The sequence below is a fragment of the Litoribacter ruber genome, assembly GCF_018449405.1.
Classification (GTDB): domain Bacteria; phylum Bacteroidota; class Bacteroidia; order Cytophagales; family Cyclobacteriaceae; genus Litoribacter; species Litoribacter ruber.
This window is the reverse complement of record NZ_JAHCMY010000031.1, coordinates 1-7363: the sequence shown is the minus strand read 5'-3', so window position 1 is coordinate 7363 and position 7363 is coordinate 1. Positions and strand designations below refer to the sequence as shown.

Here is a 7363-nt window from a genome sequence, read left to right as displayed (position 1 = left end):
ATTTGGACTTCCAGAGGACAGATCGGGAGAAGCAATCTGGAACGCGAATCAAGCCTTCCAGGTCTCGTGATTTTTGCCAGACCCCGCGTCATTGCGATCCCGATCAATTTGGACTTCCAGAGGACAGATCGGGAGAAGCAATCTTGAGCCGTACCTCCTTCGCAATGACGTGGTACCCGTCATTGCGATCCCGACCCACCTGTACTCCCAAAAAACAAGTCGGGAGAAGCAATCTTAAACGAGAATTAAACCTTCCAGGTCTCGTGATTTTTGCCAGACCCCACACGTCATTGCGATCCCGATCAATTTGGACTTCCAGAGAACAGATCGGGAGAAGCAATCNAGCCGTACCTCCTTCGCAATGACGTGGTACCCGTCATTGCGATCCCGACCCACCTGTACTCCCAAAAAACAAGTCGGGAGAAGCAATCTTAAACGAGAATTAAACCTTCCAGGTCTCGTGATTTTTGCCAGACCCCACACGTCATTGCGATCCCGATCAATTTGGACTTCCAGATGACATATCGGGAGAAGCAATCTTGAGCCGTACCTCCTTCGCAATGACGTGGTACCCGTCATTGCGATCCCGACCCACCTGTACTCCCAAAAAACAAGTCGGGAGAAGCACTCTTAAACGAGAATTAAACCTTCCAGGTCTCGTGATTTATGCCAGACCCCACACGTCATTGCGATCCCGTACAATTTGGACTTCCAGAGAACAGATCGGGAGAAGCAATCTTGAACGGCAATTAAACCTTTCAGGTCTCTTGAAATTTGATATACCTGAAGGGTTTTTTCGTCGCATTGCGCCTAACCCCCTAAACCTTCCCGCAGGGAAAATAACCTTCTAACCCACTTAGTCTATCACGTCCTAATTTTACATTACATTTTTTTCTCTGCGACCTTTGATCCTCTGCGGTTAGTTTGTCGTCCTTTGTACCTCGTACTTCCTAAACCATTTCTTCCGCCGGTTTCACCGGACTCAGATCATTAAGCTCTTCCTCGGTAAACATCCGCGAATGAATAATAAACCTAATCCCCATCGGGATTTCTATGGAAAAACTGCTGCCCCGTCCATTGGTGATGTCCAGGGTTAACTGGGTGTGTTTCCAGTATTCAAACTGATCCTTACTCATAAAAAAATCGCAGCCATACACCTCCCCGAGCCATACATCGCTGCCGCCAACTTTAAAGTCACCCTTCTCAAAACACATAGGCGAGGAACCATCACAGCAGCCCCCGCTCTGATGAAACATCAACTCCGTCCCAAACCTTTTCCGCAAGGTGTCAATAGTCTCCATTGCCGCCTCCGTAATCTTTACCCTTTCAGTCATATTTTTGTGATTAAAAGTCGATAGTTGATAGTCGATAGTTCATTGGAGAATGCCCAATGTCTACTTCAACGATCGATTTATCGTTTTAAGGAATTACCCTTTGTGTCCTTAATTTAAACTTGGTGCCACTTAGTGACCATTTGGAATTATAGAAAACTAAAAAGAAAGCCCACCAAATTTCATGGCAGGCTTCCATCTCCCGTCTTCGGTCTTCCGTCTCCCGTCTTTTCCCTAAAAGAACCCTAATTTATTCTTATCATAAGAAATCAACATGTTCTTCGTCTGACGGTAGTGGTTCAGCATCATCAGGTGGTTTTCCCTGCCAAAACCGGACTTCTTGTACCCACCAAATGGCGCATGGGCAGGGTAGGCGTGGTAGCAGTTTACCCAAACTCGGCCGGCCTGGATGGCTCTTGGAACTTGATAAAGTTCGTGGGCATCTCTTGACCAAAGCCCCGCACCCAGACCATACATGGTGTCGTTGGCGATCTCAATGGCTTCCTCCACGGTTTTGAAGGTTGTCACACAGGTCACTGGACCAAAGATTTCCTCCTGGAAGATCCTCATTTTGTTGTTGCCCTTGAAAATGGTCGGCTGCACGTAGTAGCCCTCTTCCAAGCCGCTGTTCAAACTGGCTTTGTCGCCCCCGGCTAAAACTTCCGCTCCTTCGTCTTTGCCTATTTTGAGGTAAGACATGATCTTTTCAAACTGGTCGTTGGAAGCCTGGGCGCCCATCATGGTGTCTTCAGCTAGAGGATGGCCCATTTTTATGGCCTTGGTTCTTTCAATCACCTTGTCCATAAACTTGTCATAAATATCTTCATGAACCAGTATTCTGGATGGACAGGTACAAACTTCACCTTGGTTGAGGGCAAACATTACAGCGCCTTCCACTGCTTTGTCAAAAAACTCATCATCGGCATCAGCCACTGATTTCATAAAGATGTTTGGCGATTTGCCGCCCAGCTCCATGGTTACAGGAATGAGGTTTTCAGAGGCATACTGCATAATCAGACGGCCCGTGGTAGTCTCGCCTGTGAAAGCTACCTTGGCAATTCTGTCTGAAGTGGCCAATGGCTTGCCGCACTCTGGACCGAAACCGGTGACCACGTTCAGCACACCTTTTGGCAGCACATCGGCAATCAGCTCCATCAGCACCATAATGCTGGTAGGGGTTTGCTCGGCAGGTTTTACCACCGTACAGCAACCTGCAGCCAAAGCCGGGGCTATTTTCCAGGTGGCCATCAAGAGCGGGAAGTTCCAAGGGATAATCTGGCCAACCACGCCAAGTGGTTCGTGCAGGGCAATACTCACCGTATGCTCATCGTGCTCACTGATGGTGCTCTCATCTGCACGGATCACGCCTGCAAAATACCTGAAATGGTCTACCACCAAGGGTAAATCCGCTGCTCTGGTTTCCCTCAAAGCTTTTCCATTATCTATGGTTTCTATACGCGCAAGCATTTCAAGATTCTCCTCTACAATGTCTGCTATCTTGTTGAGGACTTTGCTTCTTTCGGCCGCTGGGGTTTTCGACCAGCCAGGAAAAGCCTTGTGGGCCGCATCGATGGCCTTGTTTACATCTTCCTTGTTGCCGCGGGCCGCTTTTGAAAAGGGCTTGCCATCAATTGGAGAAATGTTGTCAAAATATTCCCCCGAGGATGGAGCCACCCATTCCCCTCCGATGAAATGATCATATTGTTCCTTGATTTTTGGCCTATCTACAGGCTGGGATTGGGTTAAAGTGTCTGTGCTCATGATTGTTTATTTTAGGGTTATTGTTTGAAAGCTGGAAGACCGGAGACCGAAGACCGAAATTTGACATCCCTTATCCCAAGATTTTCCGCCAAGGGACTCTGTGAAACTCTCCCGATAGCTATCGGGATAAACTCTGCCAAACTCCTCTGTCTGCCCGCCGGGGCGGGTATTCCTTTTTCTTCCGTCTCTTTCCCAAATCTCCCTTATTTTTCTGTTAAAAAATCTACTTTTAATTTCATTTTATATACTTCTCCGATCTTTCTTCAAATTCAATAGTATTTTTTGTAAATTTCTGATATGAACCACTATAACCAGATTGCCGGGGTGCCTTGGCGGAAAGAAAAGGACCTTCATACCTTGGTGGAAAACAAAACCACCTATACTTTAGACAACTGCGAATTGAATATTTTTGAGACCCACCAGTCGGCCTCAAACATCAATTTGGTGTTTGGAGACTTGGTGCTCACCACCATGTTGCGCGGCAAAAAAGTCATGCACCTTTTTGATAAACCCGGTTTCGACTATTTGCCCGGGGAATCGGTGATAGTGCCCCCAAACGAGGTGATGAAAATCGACTTCCCCGAAGCCCAATGGGACAACCCAACCCAGTGCATAGCCCTGTCGATCTCCAGCACCATGATTGAAAACACCTTCAACCTGCTCAACGAGCGCTTTCCCGACAAAATGCTCCAAGAGGAGTGGGGGGTGAATACAGACTATTTCCACCTGATCAACAATGCCGATCTCAGCGAAATCATCAACAGGTTCATAAAAATTGGCATCAAGGAGCGTTCAAAGGAAAAGGATGTGATTGCCAGTTTGGCGTTGAAGGAATTGTTGATCCGCCTCTCCCAAACCCAGGCCCGTGAAATGCTGGAGCGGACCTACAGGGAACTTTCCAGCTCCAACCGCCTGGCCTTTGTAGTGGATTACATCAAAAAGAACATCAGGGAAGAACTGTCCATGGAGGTACTCAGTGAAAAGGCCTGCATGAGCAAATCCCATTTCTCCAGGCTTTTCAAAGCCGAACTCGGCATCAGCCCCTCCGAGTACATCCTCAAAGAGAGGCTCAAACTGGCCAAAACCTTCCTGCTTTCCTCCCAAAACCAGGTACAGGAAATCTGTTTTATGGCGGGCTTCAAAAACATCAACTACTTCATCCGCGCCTTCAAACAAGAATTCGGCCTCACCCCCAAAGCCTTCAGCCTCAAGAGCAAGAAATAGACTCCCCTCTGGTCGGTCGAAATGATGCAAGTGGGGGGCGCTCCGATTCCTGAATTATACTCCTTGAGACTAGGCGAAATGACGCGAGTAACTGCTGCATCTTTTGCGTCGCCTCGCGCCTAAACTTCTAAACCTCCCGCTGCGCCCCAGCGCCGGGAAATAAACTCCTAAACCACGTCACTCATCCCAAATTCACACTCAACACTGGGATATCCGACTTATACAACACCGTATCCGTCACTCCAATCTGATAACTCCTTGCCGCCTTCCTGTCACTGCTGGCAATCGCAATAATGCCAACTTGGTTCATCTCCGAAAACTGCAAAATCCCCTTTTCCACCTCGGGGGCATTGAAAATGTGCTTGTGCACAATCTGGTCATGCTCCCCGACGAGAAAACTGTTCATCGCCTCCATGGCCTTATCGCTATCAGAGTTTTTGCTAGGAGTATTCACATAAACAAAATTGAGACTGGCCTCGAGAAACTTCACCAGAGGTTTCAACTTCAGGTAGGCCGGCTTGCTGTCAGGAGAGAAGATCGAGGCAAAGGCAATCTTGCGGATAGAGCTGCTGTCCACCACGGACTTCACCGCCAATACCGGACAGACCGACTGGCGGATCACCTTCTGCAGGTTGGAGCCCAGAAACTTGTCCGGCTGGTGGCCCTTTCCATAGGCCCCCATCACGATCAGGTCCACATTCAGCCTTTTGGCATTCTCCAGGATCTTGTTGGAAGGCAACCCGATGTCCACCAAGGTCTCCACTGGATTGGTGCTGATGGCGTGTTCAAGTACGAAGGTATCCAGCTTTTCCTTGGACTCAGCTTCCAGTTCCAGCAGCTCATGGTGCTGGGCACGCTTTTCATCCGAAAAACTGGCCCAGTCCAAAGGAGAATTCACAACATTGAGGCAGGTGATATGGGCATCACCCTTGGCGGCTATCTTGACCGCACTGAGCAGGGCATTTTCCGAATAGCTCGAAAAATCAATCGGTACCAATATTCTTTTCATAGTTAATAGGGGTAAAAACTACTGTTGAAACATACTCCGAATTCTAAGTAAGTTACTAAAAATTAGGAACTAATGCGCAGTTATCTCCGGCAAAGTTTCGTGGGGTTTCGGGTGTGAGTCCGCGCCCAGCAGGAGTCTAGTTTCGTAAGAGCGACGTGGTTGTCCGTCCCTTCGGGACTCAGTTGTCATTGTTGTCATTGTTCCACCTAAGGTCAGTCACGTCTTGGACTGAAGGCCGCTTAACGGGAACATTTCCGTTGGTCTTTGCAAGCTGCGCTTTGCAAAGGACGTTCAGCAGAACCGAGAGTAACTTACGCATCTCCGTCCCGAGGCGAAGCCGAGGGACGATGACCGTGAACCCAACCGTGAATGTTGTTGTTGAGCGGCTCTCATCCCGCCCGTGACTGCAAAAAGATAGAACCATGACAACCATGACAACAGCCTCGGGGAGCCGAAGGCGACCCTCGGGGCGGACAACTATGACAACCACGTCGCTCACATCACTCCCTTACCACCACGTTCCACTTGCGCACAAACCACTTTGTAATCAACCCATTCTTCACATACGGATCATTCTTGGCAAAATCCTCGGCGACTTCGGGAGACTGTGCCCTGAAAACCAGAATCGCCCCATCGGCAGGATTCTCCAAGGCCCCCGCCATTAACAGGTCACCCCGCTGCCTTGCATCGTCCGCCAACCTCAGGTGCTCCTCCCTAAAGGGTGTCCGCTTTTCAACATAATTTTCAATGGTAGTGTAAAATAGAATGTAGTGATTTCCTGAATCCATAGTATATGTTTGTTTTGATTTCTGATCATATTTCCGCGCCCAGCAGGTCCTTACATACGTAAGAGCGACGTGTCCGCCTGCCCATGCAAGGCCGGCAGGCGGGCATGACAACCACGAAATTACATCTCCTAGCTCTTTATCACCATCAGCGGCACATGCGTATGATACGCCGTCTCCACCGTATGACTCTTGCTGAACAGCTGCTCAAAGAAACTCCGGGACTTGCTGAACATTACCAACAACGTATCAGGATGATCGTTTAAAAACTTTTCCAGCCCCTTGTTAAAATTCTCATCCTTCTGGTTGAAATAATCAAAATGCAAATGTGGGAAAGTCTCCGTAAGGTGACTCTTGAAACCCTTGAAACTGATTTCGGTGTCAAAATTCCCACCCTTGTCAATATGCAGGACCTCATAGGGCAGACCCAACGGGGAAGTCAGTTCAATCAGTTTTTCAATTGCTTTGGGGTCCTCCTTTTTAAGTTCCACCGCTACGGTGATGTCTTTCAGGCGGTCAAACCTGGCGCTGTTTGGGATCGCCAGCACAGGCGTTTTGGTTTCCTTGATCACATCGGCGGTGTTGGAGCCCAAAAGTACCTTCTTGATCCCACTGGCCCCCTGGGTGCCCATCACGATCAGGTCGCTCTTCATCTCCCGCGCGGCCGTGTTGATGGCCGTGCTCACCGTGCCCTGCACGATCAGGTAATCCATTTTCAGCCCTTCGGTATTCTTTTCCTTGATGGCCTTCTTGAGATATTTCTTGGCATCCTTCTCAATCTGATGGATGATCTGGGTGGCCTGGGCAGCAAAATCATACACCGCATAATAAGAAAACAGCAGCATGATCTCCCCTCCGGTTTTCATCACCAAACCCTTGGCAAACTCCAAAGCCACATCAGCATTCTCCGACAAGTCTGTTGGCACTAGTATTTTCATAGCTAAAAATTTATAGAGTGGTTAAAGTACCCGATTAAGTTACCTAAAAATCGTGGAAAAAGAAAGCGTGGGGTAGGGTGTCCGCGCCCAGACTAACGTACAGCCGTCACGAGGCGCAGCCGAGAGACGACCACCGTAGCCCCACCCGCAAATGTTGTCGTTAAACGGCTCTCAGCAGCGAACGTGGCTGCAAAAAAGTAGAACCATGACAACCACGACAACAGCCCCGGGGAGCCTTAGGCGACCCACGGGGCGGACCCTCCCTTAAGTAATTCCCTGCTGGGCGTCTAAGTAGAACAATGACAACCACGACAA

At 48.9% G+C, this 7363-nt stretch carries 6 protein-coding genes; 1 reads left to right on the top strand and 5 read right to left on the bottom strand.

Annotated features, from left to right (window positions below; genetic code table 11):
• Positions 1-950 precede the first annotated feature (950 nt).
• Both KI659_RS18400 and KI659_RS18395 read right to left on the bottom strand, forming a co-directional pair.
• Positions 951-1334 (bottom strand): DUF779 domain-containing protein, encoded by a 384-nt coding sequence (locus KI659_RS18400; protein WP_213946857.1) that lies wholly within the window; start codon positions 1332-1334, stop codon positions 951-953.
• 231 nt (positions 1335-1565) lie between these two features.
• Positions 1566-3092, bottom strand: a complete 1527-nt coding sequence (locus tag KI659_RS18395; protein WP_213946856.1) for an aldehyde dehydrogenase family protein — start codon at positions 3090-3092, stop codon at positions 1566-1568.
• A 297-nt stretch (positions 3093-3389) separates the two neighbouring features.
• On the opposite strand from KI659_RS18395, the gene KI659_RS18390 reads away from it, so the two are divergent.
• Entirely contained in the window at positions 3390-4316 is a 927-nt protein-coding gene (locus KI659_RS18390) for a helix-turn-helix transcriptional regulator (RefSeq protein WP_213946855.1), read from the top strand.
• Positions 4317-4497: 181 nt separating this feature from the next.
• Here the strand turns inward: KI659_RS18390 and KI659_RS18385 are convergent, their stop codons facing one another.
• From KI659_RS18385 to KI659_RS18375, 3 genes are all read right to left on the bottom strand, one after another.
• Complete coding sequence (locus KI659_RS18385) at positions 4498-5325, bottom strand: universal stress protein (protein WP_213946854.1); 828 nt, start codon at positions 5323-5325, stop codon at positions 4498-4500.
• A 500-nt stretch (positions 5326-5825) separates the two neighbouring features.
• The gene (locus KI659_RS18380; protein ID WP_213946853.1) at positions 5826-6113 is read right to left on the bottom strand and encodes a YciI-like protein; all 288 of its coding nucleotides are present in this window, start codon (positions 6111-6113) and stop codon (positions 5826-5828) included.
• 128 nt (positions 6114-6241) lie between these two features.
• Entirely contained in the window at positions 6242-7048 is an 807-nt protein-coding gene (locus tag KI659_RS18375) for a universal stress protein (RefSeq protein ID WP_213946852.1), read from the bottom strand.
• Positions 7049-7363: the final 315 nt, after the last annotated feature.